We start from the raw sequence: 17,616 nt of genomic DNA, 5'->3' as shown, positions 1-17,616 counted from the left end.
TGCTGATCAATCCGGTGGCGAAGCACCCCCGGTCATCGGGTATCGTTTACGTCGTTGCCACGGAGCGCCGCCGCAAGGCGGAAAGACGGCAGCGATCATGGCGGTGTGCCCGAGTGGCCAAAGGGAGCAGACTGTAAATCTGCCGGCTCAGCCTACCCAGGTTCGAACCCTGGCGCCGCCACGCGAGTGAAACCCTCGTCCATTGCAGAAATGCAGTGGGCGGGGGTTTTCTCGTACACCTGGATCGGAGAGCCCCGCGGAAAACCGCTGGGCGGCGAAGCGGTCCGGGGTGCATGGTGTCCCCATGATCAGCATCAGCGGCCGAAAGGGCCATGGCGCGTAAGGCGCCCTCGCAGGTCCGGTCGGACCTGCCACGCCGGACGTCCCGAGCGGGCGACCGAGCCGTCGTTCCGGGTGTCTCCTCCCGCACTCTCGTGGAGATCGCCCACGTCGAACGCCACCGGTACGAGCCGGGCGCGGCCCATCGCGCGCTGTCCGCCTGGCGCGCGACGGTGTACGGGCGCGGACCGTCGTGGATCATCTACCCGAGTTGGTACGACGACTGCCCCTGCTGCCAACCCGTCTGGGGCGGCGATCACCGGGAGGCCTTGGAGGTCTTCTGCCTCTCCCTGTCCCGTCGCGCCGCGCGGGAGCTGCGGGCCGTGCTCGCGCCGCTCGACGCGCGGTTCCTCGCCCGGACGCTCAATGACCCGTACGCCCCGCCAGGGGATCCGTGGTGGCGGCGCCGGCTGGAGACGGCATGAGGGGCCGGCCGGAGCGGGCGCGGGGTGAGCCCATCGGGCGGATCGGGCGTGCCGATGCGGGGCCCCGGTCGTTCATCCGGCGTGAAATGGACTTCTGACGCGCGCGGAAAGGTCGGCGGCGGGGTGCTCCTCGCCCTGCTCGGAGCGGGGATCCCGGCTCTGGTCGGAGCGGCGCTGAACAGCGATGTGGGGCACCCCTACCAAGAGACCCGGCTCTACTTCGGCACCGAGCGGCCGAACGGCCGCCCACCGGTGGGGGAGCGGGAGTTCACGGGGTTCCTCGAACGGGAGATCACCCCCGCCTTCCCCGAGGGGCTGACCCTCCAGAGCGGGCGAGGCCAGTGGCAGCGGGACGGAAAGATCATCCGTGAGACCTCGTACGAGGTGGTGCTGCTGTACCCGGAGGCGGAGGCCGACGAGCGCGGCGCGCGCATCGAGCGGATCCGGCAGGCGTACGAGAAGCGGTTCGAGCAGGATTCCGTCGGGCGGTCCGACGACCGGTTGACCGCCGACTTCTGAGCGCCCGTCTTCTGACCGCCGACTTCTGACCGGCCGGCCGGTGGTCCGTGGGCTGCTGTTCCCCGTCCCGTCCCGTGCCCCGACCGGGCGGCTTCCCGCCGGCCGGGGCGGGGGCGGTCTAGTTGCCCGCCACGTCCTTGACCGCCACCGGGACCGGGGTGGACCCCGCGATGAGTTCCAGGGTCAGGCCCGCGGTCGCGGGGGTCTCGATCAGCTCGGCGAGCACCGCCGCCACGTCGTCGCGGGTGACCGGCCCGCGGCCCGTCTGCGCCTCCAGTCGGACCAGGCCGGTACCCGCGTCGTCGATCAGCGAGCCCGGGCGCAGGACCGTCCACTCCAGGCCCAGACGGGTGCGGACGTGCTCGTCGGCCTCGCCCTTGGCGCGGAGGTAGTGGTCGAAGACCTCGTCGCCTTCGCGGCGGGTGTCCGCGCCCATCGAAGAGACCATCAGGAAGCGGCGTACCCGGGCCCGTTCGGCGGCGTCCGCGAACAGCACCGCCGCGCCCCGGTCCACCGTGTCCTTGCGACCGGCCCCGCTGCCGGGCCCCGCGCCCGCCGCGAACACCGCGGCGTCCGCGCCCTGCAGGATGCCCGCCACGTGCTCGACCGACGCCGATTCCAGATCGCACAGCACCGGTTCGGCGCCCGCCTCCCTGAGGTCGTCGCCCTGTGCCGGATCGCGGATGATGCCCGCGACCTCGTACCCGCGCGCGGCGAGCAGGCGCTCCAGCCGCAGCGCGATCTGACCGTGTCCACCCGCGATGACGATGCGCATGCCACGACCGTACGACGAGCCGGGCGCCCGCGCCCGGGAACATGCGGTGAACCCTCAGGGACCGGGCTCCATACGGCCCTGCCGGGGCAGGTCCAGGGCCACCGCGACGGCGGAGTCGCAGTACTCCCGTACGGCACTCGTCCGGGCTACCACCCGCCCGCGGTGGATGACGATCCGGCTGTACGCGAGGGACAGCACGCTCGCGATCCGGTCCCCGCGCACGGCGAGCAGCTCCGCCGGGAAGCCGGCCTCCACCCGCACCTCCGGCAGGCCCATCGCCTCGCGGGCGGCGCCGCCGACCGAGTGGTAGGCCTCGGTGGCGCGGAGCCCGCCCTGGGAGGCCAGGAGGTACGCGGCTTCGAGCGGGTCCCCGCGCCCGACCGGGTTGCCCGCGTCGCGCAGGGCACCGCTCCCGGCCGCCACACGGACCCCGGCGGCGCGCAGCAGCCGTACGGGGGCGGTGCGCAGTCCCCGCCGCTCCAGGGCCGCGCAGTCGCCCTGGGGGAGGCAGGTCACTCCCACGCCGGCGGCCGCCAGTTGGTCGGCGGCCCGGGTCGCCACGTCCAGCGGGAGCCGGGACAGACCGCCGCAGGGCCCGATGGAGACCCCCGGCCGCAGCCCGCCGGCCATGGCCGCGAGCCGGGACAGGCGGGCCGGGTCGTCCCCGTCGGTGTGCAGGTCGACGGGGCAGCCGTGCTCGGAGGCGAGTTCCAGTACGGCTTCGAGGAAGCCGGTGGGGTCGGGGTCGAGGTCGGGGCAGCCGCCGATGACGGAGGCACCCATCTTCACGGCGTCCCGCAGCATGGCGAGCCCGTCGGCCCCGGCCACCCCGGTCAGCAGCCGGGGCACGGCGACGGTGGTGAGATCGGTGAGCCCGCGCAGGGAGCGGCGGGCCTGGAGCACGGCCTCCAGGGGGCCGAGGCCGTGCACGTCGCCGATGCGCACGTGGGACCGGACGGCCGTGGCGCCGTGCCCGAGCTGGAGGAGGGCGGCCTCGGTGGCGCGGCGCTGCACCTCGTCGGGGGAGTAGGAGACGGGCCCCTCGCTGTCCGCGGTCAGGGCGGTGTCCCCGTGGGAATGGGGCTCGGCGGGCGCGGGGAGCAGCAGGTAGCCGGTGAGGTCGACGCGGGCGCCCGCGGCGGCGGGCAGGCTGCCGGCCGTCCCGACGGCCTGGATCCGGCCGCCGCCGAGGCGGACGTCGACGGTGCGGCCGTCGGTGAGGCGGGCGCCGGTGAGGAGCAGGGTGGTGGACTCGGGGGCCGCCGGGCCCTGGCTGCCCTGGGTGCCTTCGGGGCCCTGCCCCTGACCTTGGCCTTGGCCCTGCCCCTGGCCGCTGCCGGGGCGGTTGCGCGGGGAGTGGGACGGCTGCTGCGGCGGGCTGTCGGACATCGCGCTCCTGCGGTGGCTCGGGCGGTTCCTGGGGCCGTGGCCGCGGCCCGCGGCCCAAGATCACGCAGCGTGCTCAGAGCCTAGGGGGCAGGGGTGCTCGCTTCGCGGAAGAGGGCAATAGTCGTACCGGTGCGTCTGGCTGGACCGCCCTGGCGAGGGCGCCCCCGCCCCCGGGAGCCCCGCGAGCCCCGCAGCCCCGCAGCCCCGCAGCCCCGCGAGCCCCGTGCGGTCCGCAGGTGCCCGCCGCCTCCGTGCCCCGGTTCCTGTTCGGATCCGGGCCGACCCCGCGTCCGCAGTCCGCAGTCCGCCCCGGGCCGCCGTAGCGACGGCTCGGAGGTGCTGGGAAGAGGCGCGCTCGGGGTGGTTTCGGCGACGGAGGGCTCCGCCGAGGGTTCGGCGGGGATTCGGCCGGGGTTCTTGGTTACTCAGAGTGGAACTCGGGTGGTCGCGGGTGTGATGCCCGACACCTTTCGGGGCGAAAGGCGCCCGGAGGGGCTCCGGAGACGCGTTTCGCGCGGATCAAGAAAGGCCGCGATGGGGCTCGGAGGCCAGGCCCCGCAAAGGATTTGGGCGATCGGCGGGCGACCGTGTAATGTCTTCCTCGCTCGCCCCAATAGCTCAGTCGGTAGAGCGTCTCCATGGTAAGGAGAAGGTCTGCGGTTCGATTCCGCATTGGGGCTCTGGTGAGAGAGGTTCCCCACCCTCGGGTGGGGAGCGGATCTCATCAAAGCGGCGTAGCTCAGTCGGTAGAGCAAGCGGCTCATAATCGCTGTGTCACCGGTTCAAGTCCGGTCGCCGCTACACACAGTAGCCGATTGCGGGGTCGGTCTCCCGATCGGCTACTCTTTTATGCGTTCATCCGTCCCTAATGTCCGTCAAGGAGCACTCACGTGGCTGCCACCGACGTCCGCCCGAAGATCACGCTGGCCTGCGTGGAGTGCAAGGAGCGGAACTACATCACCAAGAAGAACCGGCGTAACAACCCGGACCGTCTTGAGATGAAGAAGCACTGCCCGCGTTGCAACTCGCACACCGCGCACCGCGAGACCCGCTAGCACTTAGCGAAGTCTCGTTCAACAGGCACAGTCATGAGGTCGCCCCCTTCATTTGGGGGGCGGCCTTATGTCGTTTCGACAGATCGTTTCAACAAGGAGGTAGGGAGTCATGGCGCTCGACCAGTCCTTCGTGGGGCGGAGCTACCCGCCCACCGATCCGTACGAGGTCGGCCGGGAGAAGATCCGCGAATTCGCGGTCGCCGTGGGTGACGCCAATCCGGTGTACACGGATCCCGAGGCAGCCAAGGCGTTCGGTCACCAGGACGTGATCGCCCCGCCGACCTTTGTGTTTGCCATCACGTTCGCCGCGGCCAGCCAGGTCGTCGACGACCCGCAGCTGGGCCTGGACTACAGCCGCGTCGTGCACGGCGACCAGAAGTTCGCGTACACCCGCCCCGTGCGGGCGGGCGACCGGCTGACGGTGACCTCGACCATCGAGGCCATCAAGTCGCTCGCGGGCAACGACGTCATCGACATCCGCGGTGAGGTCCACGACGAGTCCGGCGAGCACGTGGTGACGGCCTGGACGAAGCTCGTCTCCCGGGCGCCCGAGCCCGCCGCCGCTCCCGCCGCCGCCGGTTCCGCTCCCGAGGAGGCCTGAGATGGCTGCCCAGATCCAGTACGACGACGTCGAGGTCGGCACCGAGCTGCCGGCGGCGTCCTTCCCCGTCACGCGGGCGACGCTGGTGCGGTACGCGGGTGCGTCGGGTGACTTCAACCCGATCCACTGGAACGAGAAGTTCGCCACCGAGGTCGGACTGCCCGACGTGATCGCCCACGGCATGTTCACCATGGCCGAGGCGATCCGCGTCGTGACCGACTGGGTGGGCGACCCGGGTGCGGTCGTGGAGTACGGGGTGCGGTTCACGAAGCCGGTCGTCGTTCCGAACGACGGGCAGGGCGCGCTGATCGAGGTCACGGCCAAGGTCGCGGTGAAGCTGGACGACAAGCGGGTGCGGGTCGACCTGACGGCCATGAGCGCCGGGCAGAAGGTGCTGGGGATGTCGCGCGCGGTGGTTGCTCTCGCGTAGGCAGCCCCCTGAGGCCTGCCCCTGTGGGCCTCCTGGGACCCCTGTGCGCCTCCCGGTGGCCTCCTGGAGGCCCCTCGGGCCCCATTTGCTTCAGGTGTTACCGACAAGGCTCTGGCCGGCGAGGGAACTCGCAGGTCAGGGCCTTTTTGGTGCTCACCCGCCGATACGGCTTGCCAAGTTAGTGATTGAGCACTAACTTCGAAGCATGGCAAGGATGAGTGCGGAAGAGCGACGCGAGAGCGTCATCCTGGCGGCGATGGGCGAGTTCGCGCGGGGCGGGTACTACGGGACCTCCACCGAGGCGATCGCCAAGCGCGTCGGGGTGTCTCAGCCGTACCTGTTCCGGCTCTTCCCGAACAAGCAGGCCATCTTCCTGGCCGCCGCCGCCCGCTGCATGGAGGACATCCGGCGCGTCTTCGAGGAAGCCGCCAAGGGTCTCCACGGCGAGGATGCGGTCGAGGCGATGAGCGTGGCCTACATGAAGCTGATCGCCGAGCAGCCCGAGAAGCTGCAGATGCAGCTCCAGACGTACGTGACCGTCGCCGCCGCCGAGGCTGCCGGGGAGCCCGAGTTCGGCGAGATGGTGCGGGCCGCCTGGATGGAGTTGTGGGACACCCTGCACGTGCCGCTGGGGGCGGACGTGAAGGAGACGACCAGCTTCCTCGCGTACGGAATGCTGATCAACACCCTGTCCGCCATGGGGTTCCCGCCCGGGCACCGGGTCTGGGACGGCTGTTACCCGGGCGTCCGGCCCGAGTAGGGGCGAGTACGTCCCTCCCGTCCAGCCCTCTCCGGCGGCCCCTCTGCCCAGTCCGCCTCGCTCCTCCTCGGCGCCGTCTGTTCGCCGGCCGCGCGCGGGGCTCGGTTCTGTCCGTTGAAGTTAGTGATCAATAACTAGTTTTGGGGGAAACGTGCAAGACACCAAGCTTCGTGCGCCCGCGGTCTGGGCCCTCGTCATCACCGGGGCCGCCAGCTTCATGGCCGCGCTCGACAACCTCGTCGTCACCACCGCGCTCCCGTCCATCCGCGAGGACCTCGGCGGGAAGCTGGAGGACCTGGAGTGGACGGTGAACGCGTACACGCTCACCTTCGCCGTCCTGCTCATGTTCGGCGCGGCCCTCGGTGACCGGTTCGGCCGCCGGCGGCTCTTCATCGCCGGCACGGCCGTGTTCACCGCCGCGTCCGCCGCCGCGGCCCTGTCGCCCGGTATCAACGAGCTCATCGCCGCCCGGGCCGTCCAGGGAGTCGGCGCGGCGATCATGATGCCGCTCTCGCTCACGCTGCTGACCGTCGCCGTCCCCGCCGCCCGGCGCGGAATGGCCCTCGGCATCTACGGCGCCCTCACCGGCCTCGCCGTGGCGAGCGGGCCGCTCATCGGCGGCAGCCTCACCGAGCACATCTCCTGGCAGTGGATCTTCTGGCTGAACGTCCCGGTCGGACTGGCGCTCATTCCGCTCTCCCGGATGCGGCTCGGCGAGTCCACCGCCCCGCAGGCCAAACTCGACGTCCCGGGCACCCTGCTCATCAGCGGCGGGCTCTTCGGCATCGTCTACGGGCTGGTCAACGCCAACGCGGACGGCTGGACCAGCCCCTCCGTGCTCACCCCGCTGCTGGTGGGGGCCGCGCTCGTGGGCGCGTTCGTCGTCCACGGCTTCCGCAGCGCCAACCCGGTGCTGCCCATGCGGCTCTTCCGCGACCGGGGCTTCTTCGGCATCAACATGGCGAGCCTGCTGATGTTCGTCGGGATGTTCGGCTCGATCTTCCTGCTGAGCCAGTTCCTCCAGGGCGTCCTCGGCTACTCGCCCACCGAAGCCGGGCTGCGGATGCTCCCCTGGACCGCCATGCCCATGATCGCCGCCCCGATCTCCGGGATCCTCTCCGACCGCATCGGCAGCCGGCCCGTCGTGGTCGCCGGGCTGGCGCTCCAGGCCATCGGTCTCGGCTGGTTCGCCGTGATCCTGGGCACCGAAGTCTCCTACGCCGCCCAGCTCCCGGCGCTGATCATCAGCGGCATCGGCATGGGCCTGTTCTTCGCCCCCGCCTCCAACGCCCTCATGTCCACCGTCGCCCGAGCCGACCAGGGCAAGGCCGCCGGCGCCAACAGCGCCCTGCGCGAAGTCGGCGGAGCCCTCGGCGTCGCCGTCCTCGCCTCCGTCTTCTCCGCCCAGGGCGGCTACCAGTCCGGGCAGTCCTTCACCGACGGCACCGTCCCCGCCCTCTGGATCGGCGGCGCGGCCGTCGCCGTGGCGGCCGTCCTGGCGCTCCTGCTCCCCGGCCGGGCCGAGGAAAAGGCCCGGGCCGCCCTGTCGATGGAGGACCTGCCGACTGAGGACCTGCCGGCGGACGACCGGGGTGCGGCCCCGGCCGGCGGGCGCGCTCCCGAGAAGGTGGCCGTCTGAGCGGGTCCCGCTCGCCGGCCGGTGCCCGCGCGGCGGCCGGCGGGGGGACCGCAGCCGCCGACGCGCACGAAGGTCCGTACGACACGTCCGCGAGAGGAAGGGCCCGTCATGCCCGACATCCCCTGGTCCACGCCCACCCGGCCCGCCGCCGGCGCCGAGGTCTACGTCATGGCCTCCCGCTTCGAGACGACGAGCCTGACCGGAGCACTGAGGTTCTTCCTCAAGTCGCCCGGCATCGTCCTCCAGATGCGCAAGGCCCCCGGAGCCCACGGGGTCGCCCTGCGGGCCCGGGTCCTGCGCCGCACCTTCCTGACCCTGTCCGCCTGGGAGGACCGGGACGCGCTCTACCGCTTCGCGGGCAGCGAACCGCACCGGTCCAGCTCCCGGGCGGCCGCCGCCTATACGAAGGAGGCCGGGTTCGTCTTCTGGACCGTCCCGGCGGGCGAGCTCCCCATCGGCTGGGCCGAGGCGGAGCGCCGCCTCGCCGAGCAAGCACGGAAGCAGTGAAGACGAAGGAGCCGGAGCAGGAGCCGGAGCGCGGCTGAGGCGGGCCGCCCGGCCCCCGTACGGCCCTGCGGTACGCGCACGGTCCGTGGCCCCGCCCGCTCGGGGGGACGCGGACCGTACTCTTGTCCACGTGCAGGAACTCCACGACGCCCCCCTCGCCCCGCTGACCACCTTCCGGCTCGGCGGCCCCGCCGCCCGGCTGGTCACCGCGACCACCGACGCCGAGGTCGTCGCCACCGTGCGCGCCGCGGACGAGAGCGGCACCCCGCTCCTGGTCATCGGCGGCGGCAGCAACCTGGTCATCGGCGACCAGGGTTTCGACGGCACCGCCCTGCGGATCGCGACCACCGGGTTCGCGCTCGACGGGACCCGGCTGGAGCTCGCCGCCGGCGAGAACTGGAGCGAGGCCGTCGCCCGCGTCGTCGACGCCGGGCTCGCGGGCATCGAATGCCTCGCCGGGATCCCCGGCTCGGCCGGCGCCACCCCGATCCAGAACGTCGGGGCGTACGGCCAGGAGGTCTGCGACACGATCACCGAGGTCGTCGCCTACGACCGCACGCGCGGAGAAACGGTCACGCTCTCGGCCGCCGACTGCGCGTTCTCGTACCGCGACAGCCTCTTCAAGCACCGGCCCGACCGGTACGTCGTCCTGCGCGTCCGCTTCGCACTGGAGGACGCGGGCGGCCTGTCCGCGCCGGTCAAGTACCCCGAGACGGCCCGCGCCCTCGGCGTCGAGGCCGGCGACCGGGTGCCCGCGGCGCAGGCGCGCGAGACCGTCCTGCGGCTGCGCGCCGGCAAGGGCATGGTCCTCGACCCCGCCGACCACGACACCTGGTCGGCCGGCTCCTTCTTCCACAACCCGATCCTCGGCGACGAGGCGTACGCCGCCTTCCTCGCCCGCGCCCAGGAGCGGCTCGGCCCCGAGACCGCCCCGCCCGCGTACCCGGCCGGAGAGGGCCGTACGAAGACCAGCGCGGCCTGGCTGATCGACAAGGCCGGCTTCACCAAGGGCTACGGCGAGGGCCCCGCCCGCATCTCCACCAAGCACACCCTCGCCCTCACCAACCGCGGCGAGGCCACCACCGAAGACCTCCTCGACCTGGCCCGCGAGGTCGTCGCGGGCGTCCACGCGGCCTTCGGCGTCACTCTGGTCAACGAGCCGGTGACGGTCGGCGTCAGCATCTGAGGAGTCCCGGCCCGCCCATGCTCTGTCCCCTGCACGGGGCCGGTACGGACCCCACCCGGCTGGTGGGACGCACGATCGACAAGGTCGTCGCGTCCTGGCACATCAGCGACGGCGAACGCTCCGAGGCTCCCCTCGACGTCTGGCTCTTCGACAGCGACGGGGAGTCCACCCGGATCACCACCGGGTCCGACGCCTGCCTCATCGTGGAATCCGAGGCCCCGCACGAGCCCTACGACATGGGGGAGTGGGGCCGCATCGAGGTCGGCGAGGACCTCGGAGACCACCCCTTCCTGCGCCACCTCGGCGAGACCGTGGAATCGGTCGCCGAGTTCGCGCTGCCCGCACAGGGGCGCACCCACCTGGAGATCGGCTTCCCGGACGGCGCGCGGGTGCGCGCCGACTGCCACGAGGGCGACCTGCGGCTCACGCGCTGACGCGGGCCGCCCCTACGAGGTGATCCAGTGGTCGATCCCGGCCAGCAGCTTCTCCTGTACGCCGGCGGGCGCCGCGCTGCCGCGCACCGACTGGCGGGCCAGCTCGGCGAGCTCCGTGTCCGTGAAGGCGTGGTACTGGCGGGCGATCTCGTACTGGGCCGCGAGCCGGGACCCGAAGAGCAGCGGATCGTCCGCCCCCAGGGCCATCGGGACCCCGGCCTCGAAGAGGGTGCGCAGCGGGACGTCCTCGTGGCGCTCGTACACCCCGAGGGCGACGTTGGACGCCGGACAGACCTCACAGGTGATCTGCCGGTCGGCGAGCCGCTTGAGCAGGCGCGGATCCTCGGCGGCCCGTACGCCGTGCCCGATGCGGGCGGCGTGCAGATCGTCGAGGCAGTCGCGGACGGAGGACGGGCCGGTGAGCTCGCCGCCGTGCGGGGCCGCGAGCAGTCCGCCCTCGCGGGCGATGGCGAAGGCCCGGTCGAAGTCGCGGGCCATGCCGCGGCGCTCGTCGTTGGAGAGCCCGAACCCGACGATGCCGCGGTCGGCGTAGCGGACGGCGAGCCGGGCCAGGGTGCGGGCGTCGAGGGGGTGCTTCATGCGGTTGGCGGCGATGACGACGCGCATGCCGAGGCCGGTCTCGCGGGAGGCGGCGTCCACGGCGTCGAGGATGATCTCGACGGCCGGGATCATCCCGCCGAGGAGGGGGGCGTAGGAGGTGGGATCCACCTGGATCTCCAGCCAGCCGCTGCCGTCCCGTACGTCCTCCTCCGCGGCCTCGCGGACCAGGCGGCGGATGTCGTCGGGCTCGCGCAGGCAGGAGCGGGCGGCGTCGTAGAGCCGCTGGAAGCGGAACCAGCCGCGTTCGTCGGTGGCGCGGAGCTTGGGTGGCTCGGCGGAGGTCAGGGCGTCCGGGAGCCGGACGCCGTACTTGTCGGCGAGCTCCAGCAGGGTCGACGGTCGCATCGAGCCGGTGAAGTGCAGGTGGAGGTGGGCCTTCGGCAGAAGCGTGAGATCGCGTGCGTGCTCCATTTGTTGATCCTGCCGCACTGCCGCCCCCGGCGGGAGGGGGTTTTACCGATCGGGGGCTTGCGCGAACGCATGAGCGGGGATCGGGGGCCGCTGCGCGGGGCCTTCCGGGCGCCGCCCGGAAGGCCCCGCGCAGCGGACCGGGGTGGAGCGGCAGCGCTCCCGGGAACGCCTGAGCGGCGGCTCCCCGGAGAGGGAACCGCCGCTCAGGCGTGGCTGCGGGGCGCGCCAGGCCTAGGCCTTCGCCTCCGCGAGGAGCTTCTGGATGCGGGAGACGCCCTCGACCAGGTCCTCGTCGCCCAGGGCGTAGGAGAGGCGGAGGTAGCCGGGGGTGCCGAAGGCCTCGCCCGGGACGACCGCGACCTCGGCCTCGTCCAGGATCAGCGCGGCGAGCTCGACGGAGGTCTGCGGGCGCTTGCCGCGGATCTCCTTGCCGAGGACGTCCTTGACCGCGGGGTAGACGTAGAACGCACCCTCGGGGGTCGGGCAGAAGACGCCGTCGATCTCGTTCAGCATCCGCACCATCGTCTGACGGCGGCGGTCGAAGGCCGTCCGCATTTCGTGGACGGCGTCCAGGTTGCCGGAGACGGCGGCCAGCGCCGCGACCTGGGCCACGTTGGAGACGTTGGAGGTGGCGTGCGACTGGAGGTTGGTCGCGGCCTTGACCACGTCCTTCGGGCCGATGACCCAGCCCACGCGCCAGCCCGTCATGGCGTACGTCTTGGCGACGCCGTTGACGATGATGCACTTGTCGGCCAGCTCGGGAACGATCGCCGGGAGGGAGACGAACTTCGCGTCGCCGTAGACCAGGTGCTCGTAGATCTCGTCGGTCAGGACCCACAGGCCCTTCTCGACGGCCCAGCGGCCGATCGCCTCGGCGTCGGCCTCGGTGTAGACGGCGCCGGTCGGGTTCGACGGGGAGACGAAGAGGACGACCTTCGTGCGCTCGGTGCGCGCCGCTTCGAGCTGCTCGACGGAGACCCGGTAACCGGTGGTCTCGTCGGCGACGACCTCGACCGGGACACCGCCGGCGAGACGGATCGACTCCGGGTACGTGGTCCAGTACGGGGCCGGGACGATGACCTCGTCACCCGGGTCCAGGATGGCCGCGAACGCCTCGTAGATCGCCTGCTTGCCGCCGTTGGTCACCAGGACCTGGGAGGCGTCGACCTCGTAGCCGGAGTCGCGCAGCGTCTTGGCGGCGATGGCGGCCTTCAGCTCGGGCAGACCGCCGGCCGGGGTGTAGCGGTGGTACTTGGGGTTGCGGCAGGCCTCGACCGCGGCGTCGACGATGTAGTCCGGGGTCGGGAAGTCGGGCTCACCCGCTCCGAAACCGATCACCGGACGCCCGGCGGCCTTGAGGGCCTTGGCCTTGGCGTCGACGGCGAGGGTGGCGGACTCGGAGATGGCACCGATACGGGCGGATACGCGGCGCTCGGCGGAAGGCGTTTCAGAGGTCATGCGGCCAATCGTCCCAGACGCGAAACGAGCGCCGCACTCCGTTTCAGTTACCGGACGGACGCTCTCCGGACGGTGCTGTTCGACGTCAGGGCCCGGACCACGTACACTCAACCGTCGTTGGCCCTCGTCGACTGCTGCAGAGCGTGAGCACACCGTGCACTCGCCTGGATGCGGTAGGTTGAGGGACGCAAAGGGTCGTAGCTCAATTGGTAGAGCACTGGTCTCCAAAACCAGCGGTTGGGGGTTCGAGTCCCTCCGGCCCTGCTCCACACTCCTTCTCGGAAGTGTGTGCGCAGGTACGTACTTAGATGCAGTGCCGTGCGGCGCAACCGGGCGCGGCTACGGCCACGACCCGGATTCAGGTGAGAGACGTGACGGACGCCCTGGGCTCCATCGACATGCCTGACGCCGAGGATGACACTCGCGAGAAGAAGGCCCGCAAGGGCGGCAAGCGCGGCAAGAAGGGCCCTCTGGGTCGTCTCGCGCTGTTCTACCGCCAGATCGTCGCGGAACTCCGCAAGGTTGTTTGGCCCACTCGCAACCAGCTGACGACGTACACCTCTGTGGTGATTGTCTTCGTCGTCATCATGATCGGTCTGGTGACCGTGATTGACTATGGGTTCCAGGAAGCCATCAAGTTCGTCTTCGGCTGATCCCCGCGGAGGGCGGCGCCTTGATGGGTGCCGCCCGTTTTCGCATGTTCGACCACCTTTTGTATCCAGGAAGAAGCAGCCACCGTGTCTGACCCGAACCTGAACGTGAGCCCCGACTCCGTCGAGTCCGTCGAGGACGAGCTCGACATCGTCGAGGCTGCAGACGCTGTGGACCCTGACGAGGCCGAGCTCGCCGACGCCGAGGCGGGTGTCGCCGCCGAAGAGGCCGCGCTGCACGTCGAGGAAGAGGTCGACGCCGAGGCTGACTTCGAGGGCGCTGACGACTCCGACGAGGACGACGCCGAAGAGGCCGACGACTCCGAGGACGCCGACGAGGACGACGCCGTCGAGGCCGAGGCCGACGACGCGGAGGCCGAAGAGGCCGCCGAGGTCGAGCCCGCCGAGCCCGTCGACCCCATCCAGGCCCTGCGCGAAGAACTGCGCCTCCTGCCCGGCGAGTGGTACGTCATCCACACGTACGCCGGCTACGAGAAGCGCGTGAAGGCCAACCTGGAGCAGCGCGCCGTCTCGCTCAACGTCGAGGACTTCATCTACCAGGCCGAGGTGCCCGAGGAAGAGATCGTCCAGATCAAGAACGGCGAGCGCAAGAACGTCCGGCAGAACAAGCTGCCCGGTTACGTTCTCGTCCGCATGGATCTGACGAACGAGTCCTGGGGCGTCGTCCGCAACACCCCTGGTGTCACCGGCTTCGTGGGCAACGCGTACGACCCGTACCCGCTGACCCTGGACGAGATCGTCAAGATGCTCGCCCCGGAGCTGCAGGAGAAGGCCGCCAAGCTGGCAGCGGAAGAGGCCGGTCTGCCGGCGCCCGCCGTCAAGCGCGCCATCGAGGTCCTGGACTTCGAGGTCGGCGACTCGGTCACCGTCACCGACGGCCCGTTCGCGACGCTGCAGGCGACCATCAACGAGATCAACCCGGACTCGAAGAAGGTCAAGGGTCTCGTCGAGATCTTCGGCCGCGAGACCCCGGTCGAGCTCAGCTTCGACCAGATCCAGAAGAACTGATCCACAGCCTTCTGGCACACGCTTCCGGACAGGTCAGATTGCCCCCTTGCGGGCGGTCTGACCTGCTCGGTTTTCAGCCTCGCACCGATACCCGTTATCGTGGTGCGGTATGCCTCCATCCGGATGACCGGATTGGCGGCGAAAACTCTCACTAGGACCCGGAGAGAGCAATGCCTCCCAAGAAGAAGAAGATCACGGGGCTTATCAAGCTCCAGATCAAGGCCGGTGCGGCCAACCCGGCTCCGCCGGTCGGCCCCGCGCTCGGTCAGCACGGCGTCAACATCATGGAGTTCTGCAAGGCCTACAACGCCGCGACCGAGTCGCAGCGTGGCATGGTCGTGCCGGTGGAGATCACGGTCTACGACGACCGCTCCTTCACCTTCATCACCAAGACGCCGCCGGCCGCGCGCCTCATCCTGAAGGCCGCAGGCATCGAGAAGGGCTCCGGCGAGCCGCACAAGACCAAGGTCGCCAAGCTTTCCGGCGCCCAGGTCCGCGAGATCGCCGAGCTGAAGATGCCCGACCTGAACGCCAACGACGTCGACGCCGCGATGAAGATCATCGCCGGCACCGCGCGTTCGATGGGCGTCACGGTCGAAGGCTGATTCAGCCTCCCCCCAGCACCACAGTGGTAGGGCCAAGCGCTGGTCCGCACCACGACTCCATGCCTGATCACAACACAGGAGCAGAAGTGAAGCGCAGCAAGACTCTCCGCGCTGCGGACGCCAAGGTCGACCGGGAGAAGCTGTACGCCCCGCTCGAGGCCGTCCGTCTCGCCAAGGAGACCTCCGCCACGAAGTTCGACGGCACCGTCGAGGTCGCCTTCCGCCTGGGTGTAGACCCGCGCAAGGCCGACCAGATGGTCCGCGGCACCGTGAACCTCCCGCACGGCACCGGCAAGACCGCCCGGGTCCTGGTCTTCGCGACCGGTGACCGTGCTGCGGCCGCGGAAGCCGCCGGCGCCGACATTGTCGGCGACGACGAGCTCATCAACGAGATCGCCAAGGGCAACCGCCTCAACGAGTTCGACGCCGTTGTCGCCACGCCGGACCTCATGGGCAAGGTCGGCCGCCTCGGCCGCGTGCTCGGTCCCCGTGGCCTGATGCCGAACCCGAAGACCGGCACCGTCACGATGGACGTCGCGAAGGCTGTCACCGAGATCAAGGGTGGCAAGATCGAGTTCCGCGTCGACAAGCACTCGAACCTGCACTTCATCATCGGCAAGGTTTCCTTCTCCGATGAGCAGCTGGTCGAGAACTACGGCGCGGCCCTGGACGAGATCCTTCGTCTGAAGCCGTCCGCCGCGAAGGGCCGCTACATCAAGAAGGCTGCCCTCAGCACCACCATGGGCCCCGGCATCCTGCTGGACCAGAACCGCACCCGGAACCTCCTCGTCGAGGAAGACCCGGCCGCGGTCTGACTGAGCCGGGCCTGACGGCCCGCCTGAGTTGCCCGAACGGGCCCTTCTCCCCCTTTCCCGGGGGAGAAGGGCCCGTTCTGCGTTGCGCGCCGAAAATCGCGAAGTGATCGGCGTACCACCCAGTAGGGTCGGATTACTGCAAACGATCACATCTGGGGTGGGGACTCTTGTTCGCGTACCGCAACGGCAACCGTAAGAAGACCGCTGGGGCCGCGCTGGCCGCCGTACTGCTCGTGGGTGGAGCCACGGCGTGCGAGAGCGGGCAGAAGGACGGCACGGGGAAGGCTGCGGCCTCCCAGAGCTCCGCGAAGGGCGCTGTGGAGGTGACCCCGGCCGCCTACCTGGAGAAGGTCAAGGCGAAGTCGGAGGAGATCACCTCCCTGCGCTACTCGATGACGGGCACCGCGGAGGGCGAGCAGTTCTCCGGCGACGTCGCCATGCGGCTCAAGCCGTCGGTGGCGATGTCGATGAAGATGACCACCTCGGGCGAGGGCGGCCAGGGGGCCGAGATCCGCCTCCTCGACCAGGTGATGTTCATCGGCTCCGAGGGCAAGTGGATCAAGTTCGACATGAAGAGCCTGGACCCGGCCATGGCGGAGAAGCTGAACAGCGCCGGCGGCACGGCGAACAAGACCGGCGAGAACCCCGGTGACCGGGCGGGTGAGCTCCTCAAGGCCAAGGACCTCAAGCTCGTCGGCGAAGAGACCATCGACGGGGTGAAGACCAAGCACCTCAGCGGCACGGTCAGCCTCGACGAACTGCGGGCCGCGCTGGCCTCCTCGACCCCCGAGGCCAAGAAGCGCCAGGAGAAGTCCGTCACGGATCTGGAGGCGCAGGGCGTGAAGAGCCTGACCCTGGACATGTGGATCGACGAGTCGGACCACACCAAGCAGGTCCGTACCCGCGGTGAAGCGGCCAAGGGCCCGGTGGACACGACCATCAAGTTCCTGGACTACAACCAGCCGGTCGAGGTGGCCGCGCCGCCCGCCGACCAGGTCGTCGACCTCGCCGAGATGATGAAGGGCGCGGGCGAAAGCTGACCCCCGGGTCCGGCACGCACGACGAACAAGGTTTTCTTTCATGGGGGAGCACGTAATGAACAAGGCTGTCTGGACGCGAACCGGTGCCGCCCTTGCGGGCGCCGCACTGCTCGCGGGCGGCCTCACGGCCTGCGGCGCGGACGAGCCCGCCGCGGGCAAGGACGGGGGCGCCGCCTCGAAGAGCGAGGCGGCCAAGGCCCCCGCGCCCGCGGAGGCGGTGAAGGCGGCCTACCTCAAGACGGTGGCGGCCAAGTCCGCCAAGGTCGAGCTGACGACCACCGACCCGGCCCAGAAGACCTCGGCCCACTCCGGCTCCAAGGGCTGGTACCCGTCCAGCCACGACATCGTGCTGAAGAGCGACGGGCGCGACAAGCGCTCGATCATGATCGGCGACGTCATCTGGAGCAAGCTGGACAAGCCCGTGAAGGGCAAGTCCTGGATGAAGATGAGCCTGGCCAAGGACGGAAAGCCGGGCGTGCGGCGGGGCGAGGACCCCGCCGAGTACCTCGCGATGCTCCTCGGACAGGACACCGTCCGGTACGTGGGCGCGGAGCAGGTCGACGGGATCGAGGCCGAGCACTACAAGGCGATCCTCACGGACACGGAGCTGCTGAAGGCGGACGACGCCACGAAGGTCATGGAGGAGAAGAACCGCCAGTACCTCCACGAGGCGCTCAAGGGCATCAAGGAGCTCCGGATCGACCTGTGGATCGGCAAGGACGGATACCCCGTCCGCGTCGACTCCACGGAGACGGGAGCCCCGGAGGGCCCGCTCCAGACGAAGGCGAAGTTCTCCGCCTTCGGCACGACTCCCGCCGTCGCCGCGCCGCCGGCCGAGGACACCGTGGACTTCGACGACGTCATCGGCGGATGAGCCGCCGGGCCCCTTGCGGGACCGCCCGCAAGGGGCCCGGTGGACGGATTTGCT

The 17,616-nt window shown here is 70.6% G+C and carries 20 protein-coding genes and 4 tRNA genes; 20 read left to right on the top strand and 4 right to left on the bottom strand.

Going from position 1 to position 17,616, the window contains the following annotated elements; translation table 11 throughout:
- Window positions 1–99 precede the first annotated feature (99 nt).
- From OG276_RS14530 to OG276_RS14520, 3 genes are all read left to right on the top strand, one after another.
- Window positions 100–181: transfer RNA gene (locus OG276_RS14530), tRNA-Tyr, on the top strand.
- A gap of 253 nt (window positions 182–434) precedes the next feature.
- Window positions 435–764 (top strand): hypothetical protein, encoded by a 330-nt coding sequence (locus OG276_RS14525; protein ID WP_266905513.1) that lies wholly within the window; start codon window positions 435–437, stop codon window positions 762–764.
- A gap of 81 nt (window positions 765–845) precedes the next feature.
- Window positions 846–1,283, top strand: coding sequence for a DUF3574 domain-containing protein (locus tag OG276_RS14520; RefSeq protein ID WP_266905511.1), 438 nt, complete (start codon window positions 846–848; stop codon window positions 1,281–1,283).
- Between the two features lie 118 nt (window positions 1,284–1,401).
- Here the strand turns inward: OG276_RS14520 and OG276_RS14515 are convergent, their stop codons facing one another.
- Together OG276_RS14515 and OG276_RS14510 are read right to left on the bottom strand one after the other, a co-directional pair.
- Entirely contained in the window at window positions 1,402–2,058 is a 657-nt protein-coding gene (locus OG276_RS14515; RefSeq protein ID WP_266905509.1) for an SDR family oxidoreductase, read from the bottom strand.
- A gap of 54 nt (window positions 2,059–2,112) precedes the next feature.
- Window positions 2,113–3,447: an amidohydrolase family protein gene (locus OG276_RS14510; protein WP_266905507.1), complete on the bottom strand. Its 1,335-nt coding sequence runs from the start codon at window positions 3,445–3,447 to the stop codon at window positions 2,113–2,115.
- A gap of 607 nt (window positions 3,448–4,054) precedes the next feature.
- Here OG276_RS14510 and OG276_RS14505 point away from each other — a divergent pair.
- From OG276_RS14505 to OG276_RS14460, 10 genes are all read left to right on the top strand, one after another.
- A tRNA-Thr gene (locus OG276_RS14505) sits at window positions 4,055–4,127 on the top strand.
- 48 nt (window positions 4,128–4,175) lie between these two features.
- Window positions 4,176–4,248 (top strand) — tRNA-Met (locus tag OG276_RS14500).
- Window positions 4,249–4,337: 89 nt separating this feature from the next.
- Window positions 4,338–4,502 carry a 50S ribosomal protein L33 gene (rpmG, locus tag OG276_RS14495; protein ID WP_003956487.1) on the top strand — a complete coding sequence of 55 codons (165 nt, stop codon included), beginning with the start codon at window positions 4,338–4,340 and terminating at the stop codon, window positions 4,500–4,502.
- 109 nt (window positions 4,503–4,611) lie between these two features.
- Window positions 4,612–5,103 carry a MaoC family dehydratase N-terminal domain-containing protein gene (locus tag OG276_RS14490; protein WP_266905505.1) on the top strand — a complete coding sequence of 164 codons (492 nt, stop codon included), beginning with the start codon at window positions 4,612–4,614 and terminating at the stop codon, window positions 5,101–5,103.
- 1 nt (window position 5,104) lies between these two features.
- Complete coding sequence (locus OG276_RS14485) at window positions 5,105–5,533, top strand: MaoC family dehydratase (protein WP_266905503.1); 429 nt, start codon at window positions 5,105–5,107, stop codon at window positions 5,531–5,533.
- A gap of 205 nt (window positions 5,534–5,738) precedes the next feature.
- Window positions 5,739–6,293: a TetR/AcrR family transcriptional regulator gene (locus OG276_RS14480; protein WP_266905501.1), complete on the top strand. Its 555-nt coding sequence runs from the start codon at window positions 5,739–5,741 to the stop codon at window positions 6,291–6,293.
- Window positions 6,294–6,444: 151 nt separating this feature from the next.
- Window positions 6,445–7,932 carry a DHA2 family efflux MFS transporter permease subunit gene (locus OG276_RS14475; protein WP_266905499.1) on the top strand — a complete coding sequence of 496 codons (1,488 nt, stop codon included), beginning with the start codon at window positions 6,445–6,447 and terminating at the stop codon, window positions 7,930–7,932.
- Between the two features lie 108 nt (window positions 7,933–8,040).
- Window positions 8,041–8,439, top strand: coding sequence for a DUF3291 domain-containing protein (locus tag OG276_RS14470; RefSeq protein ID WP_266905497.1), 399 nt, complete (start codon window positions 8,041–8,043; stop codon window positions 8,437–8,439).
- Window positions 8,440–8,569: 130 nt separating this feature from the next.
- A complete protein-coding gene (locus OG276_RS14465) occupies window positions 8,570–9,625 on the top strand; it encodes a UDP-N-acetylmuramate dehydrogenase (RefSeq protein ID WP_266905495.1) in 1,056 nt (351 codons plus the stop codon).
- A gap of 17 nt (window positions 9,626–9,642) precedes the next feature.
- On the top strand, window positions 9,643–10,059 hold the full coding sequence (locus tag OG276_RS14460) for a hypothetical protein (RefSeq protein ID WP_266905493.1): 417 nt from the start codon (window positions 9,643–9,645) through the stop codon (window positions 10,057–10,059).
- 12 nt (window positions 10,060–10,071) lie between these two features.
- Here the strand turns inward: OG276_RS14460 and OG276_RS14455 are convergent, their stop codons facing one another.
- Window positions 10,072–11,091, bottom strand: coding sequence for an adenosine deaminase (locus OG276_RS14455; RefSeq protein ID WP_266905491.1), 1,020 nt, complete (start codon window positions 11,089–11,091; stop codon window positions 10,072–10,074).
- Window positions 11,092–11,322: 231 nt separating this feature from the next.
- The gene (locus OG276_RS14450) at window positions 11,323–12,549 is read right to left on the bottom strand and encodes a pyridoxal phosphate-dependent aminotransferase (RefSeq protein WP_266905489.1); all 1,227 of its coding nucleotides are present in this window, start codon (window positions 12,547–12,549) and stop codon (window positions 11,323–11,325) included.
- A gap of 191 nt (window positions 12,550–12,740) precedes the next feature.
- Between OG276_RS14450 and OG276_RS14445 the strand changes: the two genes are divergently transcribed.
- The 7 genes from OG276_RS14445 to OG276_RS14415 all read left to right on the top strand — a co-directional run bounded on the left by OG276_RS14445 (window position 12,741) and on the right by OG276_RS14415 (window position 17,562).
- Window positions 12,741–12,813: transfer RNA gene (locus OG276_RS14445), tRNA-Trp, on the top strand.
- A gap of 107 nt (window positions 12,814–12,920) precedes the next feature.
- Window positions 12,921–13,202, top strand: a complete 282-nt coding sequence (secE, locus tag OG276_RS14440; RefSeq protein ID WP_243333337.1) for a preprotein translocase subunit SecE — start codon at window positions 12,921–12,923, stop codon at window positions 13,200–13,202.
- 84 nt (window positions 13,203–13,286) lie between these two features.
- Window positions 13,287–14,228, top strand: coding sequence for a transcription termination/antitermination protein NusG (gene nusG / locus OG276_RS14435; RefSeq protein WP_266905486.1), 942 nt, complete (start codon window positions 13,287–13,289; stop codon window positions 14,226–14,228).
- 170 nt (window positions 14,229–14,398) lie between these two features.
- Window positions 14,399–14,833 carry a 50S ribosomal protein L11 gene (rplK, locus tag OG276_RS14430; RefSeq protein ID WP_266905484.1) on the top strand — a complete coding sequence of 145 codons (435 nt, stop codon included), beginning with the start codon at window positions 14,399–14,401 and terminating at the stop codon, window positions 14,831–14,833.
- Window positions 14,834–14,919: 86 nt separating this feature from the next.
- Window positions 14,920–15,648, top strand: coding sequence for a 50S ribosomal protein L1 (gene rplA / locus OG276_RS14425; RefSeq protein WP_266905482.1), 729 nt, complete (start codon window positions 14,920–14,922; stop codon window positions 15,646–15,648).
- Window positions 15,649–15,815: 167 nt separating this feature from the next.
- Window positions 15,816–16,688, top strand: a complete 873-nt coding sequence (locus tag OG276_RS14420) for an LppX_LprAFG lipoprotein (protein ID WP_266905480.1) — start codon at window positions 15,816–15,818, stop codon at window positions 16,686–16,688.
- A 40-nt stretch (window positions 16,689–16,728) separates the two neighbouring features.
- On the top strand, window positions 16,729–17,562 hold the full coding sequence (locus OG276_RS14415; RefSeq protein ID WP_266905478.1) for a hypothetical protein: 834 nt from the start codon (window positions 16,729–16,731) through the stop codon (window positions 17,560–17,562).
- Window positions 17,563–17,616: the final 54 nt, after the last annotated feature.

This window comes from Streptomyces sp. NBC_00086, from assembly GCF_026343255.1.
Taxonomy (GTDB): Bacteria; Actinomycetota; Actinomycetes; order Streptomycetales; family Streptomycetaceae; genus Streptomyces.
Note: the sequence above shows the minus strand (reverse complement) of the source record. Positions and strands in the feature narration are given on the sequence as shown.